General features: G+C 62.2%; 12 protein-coding genes. 5 read left to right on the top strand and 7 right to left on the bottom strand.

What is annotated here, in order from left to right:
• Positions 1 to 50: 50 nt before the first annotated feature.
• From HJ583_RS04255 to HJ583_RS04240, 4 genes are all read right to left on the bottom strand, one after another.
• The gene (locus tag HJ583_RS04255) at positions 51 to 1,124 is read right to left on the bottom strand and encodes a sulfate/molybdate ABC transporter ATP-binding protein (RefSeq protein WP_170020757.1); all 1,074 of its coding nucleotides are present in this window, start codon (positions 1,122 to 1,124) and stop codon (positions 51 to 53) included.
• Between the two features lie 43 nt (positions 1,125 to 1,167).
• Positions 1,168 to 2,046, bottom strand: coding sequence for a sulfate ABC transporter permease subunit CysW (gene cysW / locus HJ583_RS04250; protein ID WP_101941368.1), 879 nt, complete (start codon positions 2,044 to 2,046; stop codon positions 1,168 to 1,170).
• On the bottom strand, positions 2,043 to 2,900 hold the full coding sequence (gene cysT / locus HJ583_RS04245) for a sulfate ABC transporter permease subunit CysT (protein ID WP_170020755.1): 858 nt from the start codon (positions 2,898 to 2,900) through the stop codon (positions 2,043 to 2,045). Before cysT ends, cysW begins: the two co-directional genes overlap by 4 nt.
• 148 nt (positions 2,901 to 3,048) lie before the next feature.
• Entirely contained in the window at positions 3,049 to 4,053 is a 1,005-nt protein-coding gene (locus tag HJ583_RS04240; protein ID WP_170020753.1) for a sulfate ABC transporter substrate-binding protein, read from the bottom strand.
• 226 nt (positions 4,054 to 4,279) lie between these two features.
• Between HJ583_RS04240 and HJ583_RS04235 the strand changes: the two genes are divergently transcribed.
• Positions 4,280 to 4,729, top strand: a complete 450-nt coding sequence (locus tag HJ583_RS04235) for a hypothetical protein (RefSeq protein ID WP_170020751.1) — start codon at positions 4,280 to 4,282, stop codon at positions 4,727 to 4,729.
• 11 nt (positions 4,730 to 4,740) lie between these two features.
• Here HJ583_RS04235 and HJ583_RS04230 read toward each other — a convergent pair whose 3' ends face one another.
• Positions 4,741 to 5,850, bottom strand: coding sequence for an aromatic ring-hydroxylating oxygenase subunit alpha (locus tag HJ583_RS04230; RefSeq protein ID WP_170020749.1), 1,110 nt, complete (start codon positions 5,848 to 5,850; stop codon positions 4,741 to 4,743).
• A gap of 94 nt (positions 5,851 to 5,944) precedes the next feature.
• Between HJ583_RS04230 and HJ583_RS04225 the strand changes: the two genes are divergently transcribed.
• The 4 genes from HJ583_RS04225 (at position 5,945) to folE2 (ending at position 9,846) form a co-directional block, all read left to right on the top strand.
• Positions 5,945 to 6,181, top strand: a complete 237-nt coding sequence (locus HJ583_RS04225; protein ID WP_170020747.1) for an exodeoxyribonuclease VII small subunit — start codon at positions 5,945 to 5,947, stop codon at positions 6,179 to 6,181.
• Positions 6,178 to 7,071, top strand: coding sequence for a polyprenyl synthetase family protein (locus HJ583_RS04220; protein ID WP_170020745.1), 894 nt, complete (start codon positions 6,178 to 6,180; stop codon positions 7,069 to 7,071). Before HJ583_RS04225 ends, HJ583_RS04220 begins: the two co-directional genes overlap by 4 nt.
• A gap of 33 nt (positions 7,072 to 7,104) precedes the next feature.
• Positions 7,105 to 8,955, top strand: a complete 1,851-nt coding sequence (gene dxs, locus HJ583_RS04215; protein WP_170020743.1) for a 1-deoxy-D-xylulose-5-phosphate synthase — start codon at positions 7,105 to 7,107, stop codon at positions 8,953 to 8,955.
• Positions 8,956 to 9,033: 78 nt separating this feature from the next.
• Positions 9,034 to 9,846: a GTP cyclohydrolase FolE2 gene (gene folE2 / locus HJ583_RS04210; RefSeq protein ID WP_170020741.1), complete on the top strand. Its 813-nt coding sequence runs from the start codon at positions 9,034 to 9,036 to the stop codon at positions 9,844 to 9,846.
• A gap of 15 nt (positions 9,847 to 9,861) precedes the next feature.
• On the opposite strand, the gene HJ583_RS04205 is transcribed toward folE2, so the two are convergent.
• Complete coding sequence (locus tag HJ583_RS04205; RefSeq protein ID WP_170020739.1) at positions 9,862 to 10,443, bottom strand: tetratricopeptide repeat protein; 582 nt, start codon at positions 10,441 to 10,443, stop codon at positions 9,862 to 9,864.
• 106 nt (positions 10,444 to 10,549) lie between these two features.
• Positions 10,550 to 11,938 carry a Si-specific NAD(P)(+) transhydrogenase gene (gene sthA, locus HJ583_RS04200; protein WP_170020738.1) on the bottom strand — a complete coding sequence of 463 codons (1,389 nt, stop codon included), beginning with the start codon at positions 11,936 to 11,938 and terminating at the stop codon, positions 10,550 to 10,552.
• Positions 11,939 to 12,102: the final 164 nt, after the last annotated feature.

Here is a 12,102-nt window from a genome sequence, read left to right as displayed (position 1 = left end):
AAAAACTACGTGCGCCGGTGTTTCGAGATCGGCCAACGCGCCTGCTTGATTCAGATGCCAGCACCCAGATCAAAGGTCTGGGAACTGACCATCTGTTCGCCCTGGAACACACGCAGATTGCGCGGGCGCAGCCAGACGGTTTCGCCGGCGGTCAGCGCGAGCTGGTTATGACGCTCGCGAGTCAGCTCGACCTCGAAGATCTCCCCCTGGTGTTCAACCTCCACCCGTACCAGCGGGCCGATGGCCTGCACATGCAGCACGCTGGCTGACAAGGCCCCGGCGGAGGACTCGCGCTGGATCTCGATGTCATGCGGGCGCACAAAGGCCAGCGCGTCATCCTTGGCGACATGCGCAGCCCGATCCACCTCGGCCCACTGTCCGTGCACACGGCTGTGGAACACATTCACGTTGCCGAGGAAGCGATACACGAAGGGCGTTGCCGGCGCCGAGTACACCTCGTCCGGCGTGCCCAGCTGCTCGATGTGGCCCTTGTTCATCACCACCACGCGGTCAGCCACTTCCAGCGCCTCTTCCTGATCGTGGGTCACGAACACCGATGCAATATGCATTTCGTCGTGAAGATGCCGCAGCCAGCGACGCAGTTCCTTGCGAACCTGCGTATCCAGTGCGCCGAAAGGCTCGTCGAGCAACAGCACCTTGGGTTCCACCGCCAGCGCGCGGGCCAGCGCGATGCGCTGGCGCTGACCGCCGGAGAGCTGCGAGGGATAACGCTCGGCCAGCCAGTCCAGTTGCACCAGCTTGAGCAGCTTCATCACGCGCTCGCGGATCTCGCCTTCCGAGGGGCGCTCGGCGCGCGGTTTCACACGCAGGCCGAAGGCCACGTTCTCGAACACACTCATGTGGCGGAACAGCGCGTAGTGCTGGAACACGAAGCCAACCTGGCGCTCCCGCGTATGCACATGGGTGGCCTCCTCGCCGTGGAACAGCACCTGGCCGGTATCGGCTGACTCCATGCCGGCGATGATCCGCAGCAGCGTGGTCTTGCCGCAGCCGGAGGGGCCCAGTAGTGCGACCAGCTCGCCGGTCGGGATCTCCAGCGAGATATTGTCCAGCGCCACGAAATTGCCGAAACGCTTGCTGATGTTTTTGACTTCGATGCTCATGACTCAAATCCTTGTGCAGATCAACGGGCCTCAAACCCGTCGTTCAATTCGTTGCTGTGGTCTTCTCCGGCGGCAGCACGGCATTGAGCATGTCCGTCTCCTTCTGCATCCGCCATTCCACAAAGGTCTTCGCCACCAACGTGACCAGCGCCAGCAGCGCCAGCACTGAGGCCGCGGCAAACGCGCCGACCGAGTTGTATTCGTTGTAGAGAATTTCCACATGCAGCGGCAGGGTGTTGGTCTCGCCGCGGATGTGGCCGCTGACCACACTCACCGCGCCGAACTCTCCCATCGCCCGAGCATTGGACAGGATCACGCCGTAGAGCAGGCCCCACTTGATGTTCGGCAGGCTCACCCGCCAGAACATCTGCCAGCCCGAAGCACCCAGCGACACGGCGGCTTCTTCCTCGTCCTTGCCTTGCGACTGCATCAGCGGAATCAGCTCGCGCGCGATGTAGGGCACGGTGATGAACATGGTGGCGATGATCATGCCGGGCAAGGCGAAGATGATTTTGATGTCATGCGCCGCAAGCCACGGCCCGAACCAGCCCTGGCGTCCGAAAATCAGGATGAAGAGGAGGCCTGCGACCACCGGGCTGACCGCGAATGGCAGGTCCAACAGGGTCGTCAGCAGGCTCTTGCCACGGAATTCAAACTTGGCCACCGCCCAGGCAGTGGCCACGCCGAACAGGATGTTGAGCGGCAGCACGGCCAGTGCCACAAACACCGTCAGCCAGATCGCGGCCAGAGTCTCTGGTTCGGCCAGCGCCTGCCAGTAAGGGCCAAAGCCCTGGCGGAAAGCCTCGGCGAACACCGACAGCAGCGGCAGGCCCAGGAAGAAGAACAGGAAAGCAAAGGCCAGAGCCATCAGCGTCCAGCGCACGCCGCGCGACTCGGTATTCACGGTGCGAATCTGATTCATGCCTGTGCTCCTTCATCCACATGGCGGCCCGTGTGGCGACTGGCAGTCCACCACTGCAGCAGATTGATCGACAAGAGCAGCACGAAGGAAATCACCAGCATCACCACCGCCAGCACCGTGGCGCCCGGCAGATCGTATTGCTCCAGCTTGGAGATGATCAGGAGCGGCGTGATCTCGGACACCATCGGCATATTCCCGGCAATGAAGATCACCGAACCATACTCACCGACCGCGCGTGAGAAGGACAGCGTGAAACCCGTCAGCAATGCCGGGAACAAGGCCGGGAACAGCACCCGGTGGAAAGTCTGCCAGCGCGAGGCGCCGAGGCTGGCGGCCGCCTCTTCCACTTCCGGCTCGATATCCTCGATCACCGGCTGCACCGTGCGCACCACGAAGGGAATGCCGATGAAGATCAACGCCACCACAATGCCGGCCGGCGTGAAGGCCACCTTGAAGCCGAGCCAACCCTCGAGAATCTGACCAACCCAGCCGGTATTGGCATACAGCGTGGTCAGGGTGATGCCGGCCACCGCGGTCGGCAAGGCGAAGGGCAAATCCACGAAGGCATCCACCAGCTTCTTGCCGAAGAATTCGTAGCGCACCAGCACCCAGGCCACGATCAGGCCGAATACCCCATTCACACAAGCGGCGATGAAGGCGGTGCCGAAAGTCACGCGATAGGCCGCCAGTGCCCGCTCAGCCGTGGCGATCTGCCAGAACTGAGCCCACGAGAGCTCGGCGCTGCGAGCCACCAGTCCGGCCAGCGGGATCAGCACCAGCAGCGAGAGATAGACCAGCGAATAGCCGAGCGAGAGGCCAAAGCCGGGCAGCACGTGATGTTTTTTGCTTGTCATGATGAAAACGGGCCGGCATGGCCGGCCCGTCCTTGTTCGAGAAGGCTTGAGAACTGTAGCAAAACGAAGTGTAACGCCGCGCTTCTGGCCAGGCGTTCCACCAGGGGCAGCGCCTCAGTACGACCAGAATCGTTTGGCTGCAGCTCTCTTATTTTGCCTGATAGACCTGATCGAAACTGCCACCGTCCTTGAAGTGGGCGGTGAAAGCCTTGTCCCAGCTACCGAAGATTTCTTCCACGGTGAAGGTCTTGATCGGCGGGAACTGCGCAGCGTACTTCTTGAGCACTTCGGCATCGCGCGGACGCAAATAGTTCTGCGCAGCGTTTTCCTGGCCGTCCTTGCTCCACAGGAATTCCAGGTAAGCCTGGGCCTGCTTGCGGGTGCCGCGCTTGTCGACAACTTTATCGACGACAGCAACCGGGAATTCGGTCAGCAGAGACTGGCTCGGATAGACCACATCAAAGTTGCCACGGCCAAACTCACGCGCGATCAGCTCGGCTTCGCTCTCGAAGGTGATCAGCACATCGCCCTGCCCGCGCTGAATGAAGTTGGTGGTGGCATCGCGCCCGCCGGGCGCAAAGGCCGGCGCATTCTTGAGCAGGCTACCTACGAAGGCCGCTGCCGTCTTCTCATTGCCGCCGGGCTGACGCAGCGCCCAGCCCCAGGCAGCGAGGTAGGTATTGCGACCGTTACCGGTGTTCTTGGGGTGCGGGATGGTGATCGTCACACCGGGCTTGGTCAGATCGCTCCAGTCCTTGAAGCCCTTGGGATTGCCCTTGCGCACGATGAACACCATGGTCGAGGTGTAGGGCGAAGCATTGTTGGGCAACTTCTTGTTCCAGTCAGAGGCCAGCAAGCCCTTCTCGGCCAGGAAACTGACGTCGGTCGGCTGGTTCATGCTCACCACATCGGCCTCGAGGCCGTCCGCCACCGCGCGAACCTGCTTGGAAGAGCCACCGTGGGACTGCTTCACGACCAGTTCTTCGCCGGTCTTGGCCTTGTAGGCCGCGATGAAGCGCGGGTTGTAGTCCTTGAACACATCACGCGCAACGTCGTAGGACACGTTGAGAATGTCCTTCTGCTGGGCCTGGGCGCCCGCAACGAAGCCCAGCAGGGCCAGCGCAGCAGCGGCGGATTTGAGGATCTGGTGCATGTTCTTTCTCCGTAGGGGGCAGGATGCTGCAAGTATGCCGCACCCCTTTATCCATTTCTAAAACAAAAATAGATTCACAAAGAACTATTGAGAATAACAATCTGCCGCACGTCTGCTGGCCCCCAGCACGAGGGCCGCTTCCACCCAGCCATTCGCTATGCTTGAAAAAACGGGCGACTGCCGCGCAAGCAAGCCCAGACATCTCTCGTCAGCCAGAAAGAAGATCATGCAATCCTTCCCCCTGCTCCGCCTCAGCCTCAGCCTGATCACCAGCTTCGCCGCTCTTGCGCTCAGTGCCTGCGGTGGCGGTAACGACCTTGCAGACACCTGGGCCGATATCACCAAGAGCGTCAATCTCGACAGCTACTCCGACTCCTGCGATGGCGAGAACTGGAAAACGGTGTCGCGCACCAGCGGCAACCAGACCATCCTGATGACGATCACGGTCAACACCACCGGTGACGTCGAACCGCTCAAGCCCGAATGGGGCATCGGTGACGGTCACTCGATCGGCAGCGGCCTGGTCTCAGCTACCAGCAGCACCGACGGCACCGGCCGAAAATTCACTCAGACTCTCGTCATCAACAGCACTGGAGACATTTCCTACCGCTTCAAGATCCGCGACAAGAACGACGATCTGCGTTACGAGACTACCTGCAAGGTGCACGTCAACTGAGCGGCAAAGGCTTAGCGGCCGTCGAGCGCCGCACCCATCACGCGGCGATAGAACTCATGGAAGTGCTGCATGCCATCTTCCATCGGTGACTGATAGGGGCCTACCTCGCTGCGCCCTTCGCGCAGCAGGGCGCGGCGGCCGCGATCCATGCGCTCGCCGATCTCGTCATCCTCGATCGCCGTCTCCATGTAGGCTGCACGCTCCGCTTCGATCAGCTCCGGCTCGAAAGCCGCGATCTCTTCCGGATAATAGAACTCGACCACATTGAGGGTCTTGTCCACCGCCAGCGGCTGGAGGTGGCTCACCACCAGAACGTGCGGATACCACTCGACCATGATATTGGGGAAGTAGGTCAGCCAGATCGCGCCGTGCTTGGGCAACTCGCCGCCATTGGCGGCCAGGACCGCCTTCTGCCAGCGCGCATAGGCCGGGCTGCCAGACTTCTGCAGGGGAGTCACGCCTACCCGCTGCACCGAATACCAGTCGCCGAACTGCCAGGAAAGGTCGTCACAGGTCACGAAGTTGCCCAAACCCGGATGGAAAGGCGCAACGTGGTAATCCTCCAGATAGACCTCGATGAAGGTCTTCCAGTTGTAATTGCACTCGTGGTGCTCGACGTGGCCCAGCACATAACCCGTGAAATCCAGCTCGGGCGCCAGCTGCATGCCGGCCAGATCGGCATTGGCCGAGCGCGGCCCCTTGAACAGCAAGCCCTGCCAGGACTCCAGCTTGCGCCGATCCAGATTCAGGCAGGGGTTCTGCGGAAAATGCGGCGCGCCAATCAGCTCGCCTTCCTTGGTATAGGTCCAGCGATGCACCGGGCACACCACATTGCGCGCCTTGCCACGCCCCTCCAGCATGATGGCCTGGCGATGGCGGCAGATGTTGGACATGTCATGCACGCCGTCCTCGCCCCTCACCAGCATGCGACCGTGGTCCTGCCAGCCCAGCGTGTAGTAATCGGAGAGTTCCGGCACCATCAGCTCATGCCCCACATAACCCGGCCCGGCGTCGAAGAGCAGGCGCTTCTCCACTTCAAAAAGGGCCTGATCAAAGTAAGCTGAAACAGGCAGCTGCGAGACTGCCGGGGCCAGCTGGACGGGTGTTGCGTTAGAAGACATGGTGCGCTTGATCCTTTCAGCCCGGAAACCGGGAGCAATAAATTATAATCGTCGGTTTATCCCCGGGGCAGCCCGGCATGCACGCGTGAGCACAATGGCCCGAAAATCCGCAGAACAAGCCGCCAGCTTCGAACAGGCACTGTCTGAGCTCGAAGGCATCGTTGCCGCCATGGAGCGCGACGACCTGCCCCTCGAAAACGCGCTCGCCAGCTATCAGCGTGGCGTAAAGCTCCTGCGTCACTGCCAGGGCACCCTGGCGGCGGCTGAACAGAAGATCCGGATTCTCGAGAACGACCAGCTGACCGACCTGCCTGGTGAGGAAAACCCATGAGCGCCCCGAAATTCACCGACTGGATGGCGCAGCAGCAGCAACGCGCCGAGCACGCCCTAGAAGCCGCCCTGCCCGCCGCTGGCATCGCGCCCGAGCGGCTGCACGAAGCCATGCGCTACACCACGCTCGGCGGTGGCAAGCGCGTCCGCCCCTTGCTGGCTTTTGCAGCCGGCGAACTCTCCGGCGCCCCGGTGGCCAGTCTCAACGCCGTAGCCTGCGCGCTGGAATGCATTCACGTCTATTCGCTGGTGCACGACGACATGCCCTGCATGGACGACGACGCCTTGCGCCGTGGCAAACCTACGGTGCATGTGCAATACGACGAAGCCACCGCCTTGCTGGTCGGCGACGCCCTGCAGACCCAGGCCTTCGACATCCTCTCAGCGCCGGACCTGTTTGCTGACCCAGCACGTCAGCTGCGTGCCCTCCATACGCTGGCGCGCGCCTCCGGTTCGCGCGGCATGGCCGGCGGCCAAGCCATCGATCTGGCCTCAGTCGGCAAGGAACTCACGCGCGCCGAGCTCGAAGTGATGCACCTGCACAAGACCGGCGCGCTGATCCGTGCCGCCGTGCTGCTGGGGGCGCTCGCCGGCGAAGTCAGCGACGAAGCCCTCCAGCACCTGGACCGCTACGCCAAGAGCATTGGCCTGCTGTTCCAGGTGGTCGACGACATCCTCGACGCCACCGCCGACACCGCCACCCTCGGCAAGACAGCTGGCAAAGACGCGGCCAATGACAAGCCAACCTATGTAAGCATCCTCGGCCTCGCCGAATCCCGCGCCCTTGCCGCTGAACTCACCGCCGAAGCCGAACAGGCCCTCGCCGGCTTTGGCAGCGAAGCCAGCCGCCTGCGTGAGCTAGCCCACTACATCACCAGCCGCCAGTTCTGAGCCCGGCACACCATAACAAGACAAGGCCACGCCATGAACACCTATCCGCTGCTGGACAGCATCAATACCCCAGCCGAACTGCGTGCCCTGCCGCGCGAGCAACTGCCTAAACTGGCCGACGAGCTGCGTGCCTTCCTCGTCGAATCAGTCTCCCGTACCGGCGGCCACCTCTCGTCCAACCTCGGCACCGTCGAGCTGACCATCGCCTTGCACTACGTGTTTGACACCCCGGGCGACCGCATCGTGTGGGATGTCGGCCATCAGACTTACGCCCACAAGGTGCTCACCGGGCGCCGTGAGGCCATGGCCAGCCTGCGCCAGTACCAGGGCATTTCGGGCTTCCCGCGCCGCTGCGAGAGTGATTACGACACCTTCGGCACAGCCCACTCCTCCACTTCGATCTCGGCCGCCCTGGGCATGGCCGTGGCCGCCAAGCAAAAAGGTGAGGACCGCCATGGCATCGCCGTGATCGGCGACGGCGCCATGAGTGCCGGCATGGCCTTCGAAGCACTGAACAACGCCGGCGTGATGGACGCCAACCTGCTCGTTGTGCTCAACGACAACGAGATGTCCATCTCCCCCCCGGTCGGCGCGCTCACCAAGATCCTTGCTCGCCTGCTCTCCGGCCGCACCTATGCCGCCGCCCGCCGCGCCGGCGAAAAGGTGCTCGGAGCCTCCCTCACGCGCAAGGTGGAAGAACACGTCAAAGGCTTCATCACGCCCAGCACCCTGTTCGAGGAGTTCGGCTTCAATTACCTCGGCCCGATTGACGGACACGATCTCGACGCCCTGATCCCCACCCTGCAGAACATCCGCAACATGGAGGGCCCGCAATTTCTCCACGTCGTGACCCGCAAGGGCCAGGGCTACAAGCTGGCCGAGGCAGACCCCACGCTCTACCACGGCGTCGGCAAGTTCGATCAGGCCGCCGGCATCCAGAGCGGCAAGAGCGGTGGCAAGCTCACCTTCACCCAGGTGTTCTCGGACTGGCTGTGCGACATGGCTGCCCAGGACGAGCGCCTGATGGCGATCACCCCAGCCATGCGTGAGGGCTCGGGCCTGGTGCGCTTCGAGCAGGAATTCCCGCAGCGCTATTTCGACGTCGGCATCGCCGAGCAGCACGCCCTCACCTTCGCCGCCGGCCTCGCCTGTGAAGGCATGAAGCCGGTGGTGGCGATCTATTCCACTTTCCTGCAACGCGCCTACGACCAGCTGATCCACGACATCGCTCTGCAGAATCTGCCGGTGATGCTGGCCATCGATCGCGGCGGGCTGGTCGGCGCCGATGGTGCCACCCACCACGGCGCCTTCGATCTCTCCTATCTGCTGTGCGTGCCGAACATGGTGGTCATGACGCCCTCGGACGAGAACGAATGCCGCCAGATGCTCTATACCGCCTGGCAGCATGAAGGCCCGAGCGCCGTGCGCTACCCACGCGGCAGCGGTTGTGGCGCCGTGCCGCAAACGGAGATGCAGGCCATTCAGCTCGGCAAGGGCGAAATCCGTCGCCAGGGCCAGCGCGTGGCCCTGCTCGCCTTCGGCACCCTGCTGCACGACGCATTGCGCGTAGGCGAGGAGCTGGGCGCCACAGTGGTCAACATGCGTTTTGCCAAGCCGATCGACGCCCAGCTGGTCCGCGAACTCACGGCCAGCCACGAACTGCTCGTCACCCTGGAAGAGAACGCCATCATCAGCGGCGCAGGCAGCGAAGTCGCCCGCGTGCTTGAAGAGGCGGCCCTCAACACTCCGATCATGCGCCTGGGTCTGCCGGACAGATTCATCGACCACGGTGATCAGACTCAGCTCATGCACGAGATCGCCCTGGATCAGGCCGCCATCCTGCAGCGCATCCGTGAACGACTCGACCATCTCCGCCATAGTTGAGTTTTTCAGTCGGGATTCTTAGACTGCTTTCATGACACACCACAGTCTGGCCTCGACGCCAGACGCAGCCCCCAGCCCATGAGCACGCAACACGCCCCCATCCCTGACGTCCAGGGTTTCGAAGACCGCCGTCAGCTGGCCATCAACAAGGTCGGCATCAAGTCGATCCGCCACCCGGTGCGCGTGCTTGATCGCGCCTCCAGCGGCGTACAACACACCATCGCCAGCTTCAACATGTATGTCGGCCTGCCCCACAATTTCAAGGGCACCCACATGTCGCGCTTCATCGAGATCCTTAATACGCAGGAACGCGAGATCTCGGTGGAGTCCTTCGAGCCGATGCTGCGCGAAATGGTGAAGCGCCTGGAAGCAGATACCGGTCTGATTGAAATGCGCTTTCCCTACTTCATCAACAAGAAGGCGCCGGTCTCCGGCGTGGAAAGCCTGATGGATTACGACGTGTGTTTCACCGGTGAAATCGACACTACCGGTAGTTACACGCTGACCATGCAGGTGGTGGTGCCGGTCACCAGCCTGTGCCCCTGCTCCAAGAAGATCTCGGCTTACGGCGCGCACAACCAGCGCTCCCACGTCACCATCACCGCCCGCACCAATACCCCGGTATGGATCGAGGATCTGGTCACCATCGCCGAAAGCGAAGCCTCCTGCGAGGTCTATGGCCTGCTCAAACGACCCGACGAAAAATTCGTTACCGAGCGCGCCTACGACAACCCGAAGTTCGTCGAAGACCTGGTGCGTGATGTGGCCGGCCGCCTCAATGCTGATTCCCGTATCGTGGCCTACATCGTTGAATCCGAAAACTTCGAATCGATCCACAACCACTCGGCCTACGCGCTGATCGAACGCGACAAGCGCCTGCAGCCGGCCTGAGCATCTCCGCCAGGCTCAGGCGGGTGGCAACAGGCAGCGCAAACGCTCGCTGCCAGTCTCCTCGATCAACTGCGCTGCGCGCAGCGGGTCGATTTCCACCAGGCGTCTGACCGCCTCCCGAACAGCGGCCTCATTACCGCAGCGCTGCTGACACAAGCCCATCAGGTAAAGCGGCAGCGGGCTCAGCGGCATCAGTTCGCGCACCCGCCGTAAGGGCGTGATGGCATAGGCGAATTCCCCCAGATCCATGTGCATGCGCGCCAGCGCATACCAGCCCCGCTCTTCATCCGGCTGCAGGCGTGCAGCCTGACGAAAGGCTTCGCCCGCATCATGCTTGTGCCCCAGATCATCCCGCACGCAGCCCAGTTCAAACCAGGCATCAACATCCTGTGGCGCCCATTGCACCAGTTGCTCCAGCGCCAGCGCCGCCTCGGCGCGCATCCCGCGCTGCATGGCCAAGGCTGCGTAGTGCCGGGCACAGGAGACGCATTGATGCAGATTCAGCAGATGGCGAAAGATCGCCGCAGCGCGCGCATTCAGGCCCAGCAGCCTGAATAGCACCGCCTCCAGCCAAAGCGCAATGAAGCCACCTCTCATGTCCGCTCTCCCGCCCAGACAGATCCACGCTTCAGCTTGGTTCAAAAAAAAAGCCCTCGCGAGGAGGGCTTTCCTTGAAGCGCAAACAATTGTGCCGGGCGGGAGCTCAGTAGAGCCGGTTCAGACCGTTCAGGGCCGCCACCCGATAGGCTTCAGCCATGGTCGGGTAGTTGAAGGTGGTATTCACGAAATAGGTAATCTTGTTGTGCGGCGCCGGCTGCAGCATGATCGCCTGACCAATGTGGATGATCTCCGAGGCCTGCGCACCGAAACAATGGATACCCAGCACCTCCAGCGTGTCACGGTGGAACAGGATCTTCAGCATGCCGGTGGTCTGGCCGGTGATCTGCGCCCGCGCCAGGCTCCTGAACAGGCTATGACCCACCTCATAGGGCACCCTGGCCTCGGTCAGCTCACGCTCGGTGCGCCCCAGCGAGCTGATCTCCGGCAGGGTGTAGATGCCGGTAGGGATGTCACGTGCGAGTTCTGCACCGGATGAACCGTCCACCAGATGCGCCGCTGCGTGGCGCCCCTGGTCATAGGCTGCCGAAGCCAGGCTCGGCCAGCCAATCACATCGCCCACTGCGTAGATATGCGGCACGGCAGTCTGGTAGTTTTCATTGACTGCCACGGTGCCACGCTTATCCGGCGTGATACCGAGGGCCTCCAGGCCCATGTCATTGGTATTGCCCTGACGGCCATTGGCCCACAACAGGAAATCGGTCTTGATGCGCTTGTTGGACTTGAGCTCCAGCACCACGCCATCCTCTTCGGCCACCACGCGCTCGGCTTCCTCATTGTGGCGCACCAGTACGCCCTGCTCGCGCAGGTGATAGGCCAGCGCGTCGACGATTTCATCGTCGAGGAAGGACAGCAGACGATCCCGCGTGTTGATCAGATTCACCTTGCAGCCAAGGTTACGGAAGATCGAAGCGTATTCGCAGCCAATCACGCCGGCACCATAGATCGTGATCGACTCCGGCGTTTCAGTCAGGCGCAGAATGCTGTCGCTGTCATGCACGCGCGGATGCTTGAAGTCGATATCCGCCGGATGATAGGGGCGCGAACCGGTGGCCAGCACGAACTGCTTGGCGCTATAGACCTCATGGCCACCATTATTCAATGCCACTTCCAGAGTGTGCTCATCGCGAAAACGCGCCCGGCCGTGAATCACCTGCACACTGTTGCGATCGTAAAAGTTCTGGCGCATCACCACCTGTTTGCGGATCACGCTTTCGGCAGTGCGCAGCAGTGACGGGAAGCTCACCTGCAGATCAGCCGAGTCATGAAACTGCGGGCTGTCGCGCATCTCGCGCAAGCCCGAGATGACCTGCCGCAAAGCCTTAGACGGGATCGTGCCCCAGTGGGTACAGCCACCTCCCACCTGACCATAGGCCTCGACCATGGCGACTTTCTTGCCGGCCTTGGCGCACTTCATGGCGGCACCCTCGCCACCAGGGCCTGAACCAATGACGATCACGTCGTATTGCTGCATGTGTCTCTCCGGATATGCTGGGGGCTGGCTTGCTGTTATAGGCGGATTATCCAAGCTTTAGGCCCGCGGCGAAAGGCGGAAAGCCCGTCCCGGCGTATTCCTGAGTCCCGAAGCCTCCTCCCGCCCCCGCCAGGCAACGCCCTTCCGCCTCGACAGATGACAGG

This window comes from Uliginosibacterium aquaticum (genome assembly GCF_012972705.2).
GTDB classification, from domain to species: Bacteria; Pseudomonadota; Gammaproteobacteria; order Burkholderiales; family Rhodocyclaceae; genus Uliginosibacterium; species Uliginosibacterium aquaticum.
Note: the sequence above shows the minus strand (reverse complement) of the source record. Positions and strands in the feature narration are given on the sequence as shown.

Bases quoted from the DNA above. Each gene is read 5' to 3' on its own strand.
- HJ583_RS04220 (WP_170020745.1), top strand. From the start codon at position 6,178: ATGAGCGCCCCGAAATTCACCGACTGGATGGCGCAGCAGCAGCAACGC.
- HJ583_RS04255 (WP_170020757.1), bottom strand. From the start codon at position 1,124: ATGAGCATCGAAGTCAAAAACATCAGCAAGCGTTTCGGCAATTTCGTG.
- folE2 (WP_170020741.1), top strand. From the start codon at position 9,034: ATGAGCACGCAACACGCCCCCATCCCTGACGTCCAGGGTTTCGAAGAC.
- sthA (WP_170020738.1), bottom strand. From the start codon at position 11,938: ATGCAGCAATACGACGTGATCGTCATTGGTTCAGGCCCTGGTGGCGAG.
- HJ583_RS04240 (WP_170020753.1), bottom strand. From the start codon at position 4,053: ATGCACCAGATCCTCAAATCCGCCGCTGCTGCGCTGGCCCTGCTGGGC.
- HJ583_RS04230 (WP_170020749.1), bottom strand. From the start codon at position 5,850: ATGTCTTCTAACGCAACACCCGTCCAGCTGGCCCCGGCAGTCTCGCAG.
- dxs (WP_170020743.1), top strand. From the start codon at position 7,105: ATGAACACCTATCCGCTGCTGGACAGCATCAATACCCCAGCCGAACTG.
- HJ583_RS04235 (WP_170020751.1), top strand. From the start codon at position 4,280: ATGCAATCCTTCCCCCTGCTCCGCCTCAGCCTCAGCCTGATCACCAGC.
- HJ583_RS04225 (WP_170020747.1), top strand. From the start codon at position 5,945: ATGGCCCGAAAATCCGCAGAACAAGCCGCCAGCTTCGAACAGGCACTG.
- HJ583_RS04205 (WP_170020739.1), bottom strand. From the start codon at position 10,443: ATGAGAGGTGGCTTCATTGCGCTTTGGCTGGAGGCGGTGCTATTCAGG.
- cysW (WP_101941368.1), bottom strand. From the start codon at position 2,046: ATGAATCAGATTCGCACCGTGAATACCGAGTCGCGCGGCGTGCGCTGG.
- cysT (WP_170020755.1), bottom strand. From the start codon at position 2,900: ATGACAAGCAAAAAACATCACGTGCTGCCCGGCTTTGGCCTCTCGCTC.